Annotated in this window: 2 pseudogenes; both read left to right on the forward strand. The window is 49.4% G+C overall.

Annotated features, from left to right (window positions below):
- Nucleotides 1-666, forward strand: a pseudogene (locus B3Z75_RS13025) (NADP-dependent phosphogluconate dehydrogenase); the annotation flags it as partial.
- A 101-nt stretch (nucleotides 667-767) separates the two neighbouring features.
- Nucleotides 768-976, forward strand: a pseudogene (locus tag B3Z75_RS13030) (D-mannonate epimerase); the annotation flags it as partial.

Consider the following 976-nt stretch of genomic DNA (forward strand, 5'->3'; position numbering starts at 1 on the left):
ACCGGAAAATGGACCGCCGTCACGGCACTTGATTTGGGTATTCCTCTCACGCTGATCGGCGAGTCTGTATTTTCACGCTGTCTCTCGGCTCAGAAAGATCTGAGGGTAAAGGCCTCGAAAACACTTACAGGGAAGAAGCCCGACTTCAAGGGTGATAAACAGCAGTTTATTGACGATCTCGAAAACGCTATTTATGGTGCCAAGATCATCTCATATGCACAGGGTTACGACCTGATGATGGAAGCTGCCAGAGAGTATGGCTGGAATCTCAACTACGGAGGAATCGCATTGATGTGGCGCGGTGGATGTATCATCCGTTCCCGCTTTTTGGGGGACATCAAAAAAGCATTTGACAACAACCCCGCACTGGAGAATTTGCTGCTTGACCCCTTCTTCAAGAATGCGGTACAGTCGGCCGAAGAGAGCTGGCGCAGAGTATGTGCCACGGCATTGTTGAACGGTATTCCCGTACCGGCCATCACCTCGGCTATGTGTTACTACGACGGTTTCCGCAGCGAGCGTCTACCGGCAAACCTGTTGCAGGCACAACGGGATTACTTTGGCGCTCATCAGTATGAACGCCTCGACAGTCCACGTGGAAAATTCTTCCATACCGACTGGACAGGTCGTGGTGGAAATACTGCTTCTACAACATACGATGTATAATTGTAAATAAACTGCGACAGACTGGTCCTCTTCATCCGATGTAACCGGCAGGTTATGCGAGGGTGACCGGTTTGTTGCAGATAAATGATCGACACAAAGCAATGATTTATTACGAAAAAGGTTCCTCTCAAACAGATTTGTCGGGTGACGATCTGCAGAAGGGGCTGTATGAAGCATTTGACAAACTGGGGGAACGGCAGAAAATTCTGGCCGTTCCGCCTGATTATACCCGTCTTCCCAGCAGAGCGGGAGAACTGACAGAAATGACATGGAAGTACTATGGTGAAAAACTGACCGATATCCTTCCTGC

This window comes from Proteiniphilum sp. UBA1028 (assembly GCF_002316955.1).
Lineage (GTDB): Bacteria > Bacteroidota > Bacteroidia > Bacteroidales > Dysgonomonadaceae > Proteiniphilum.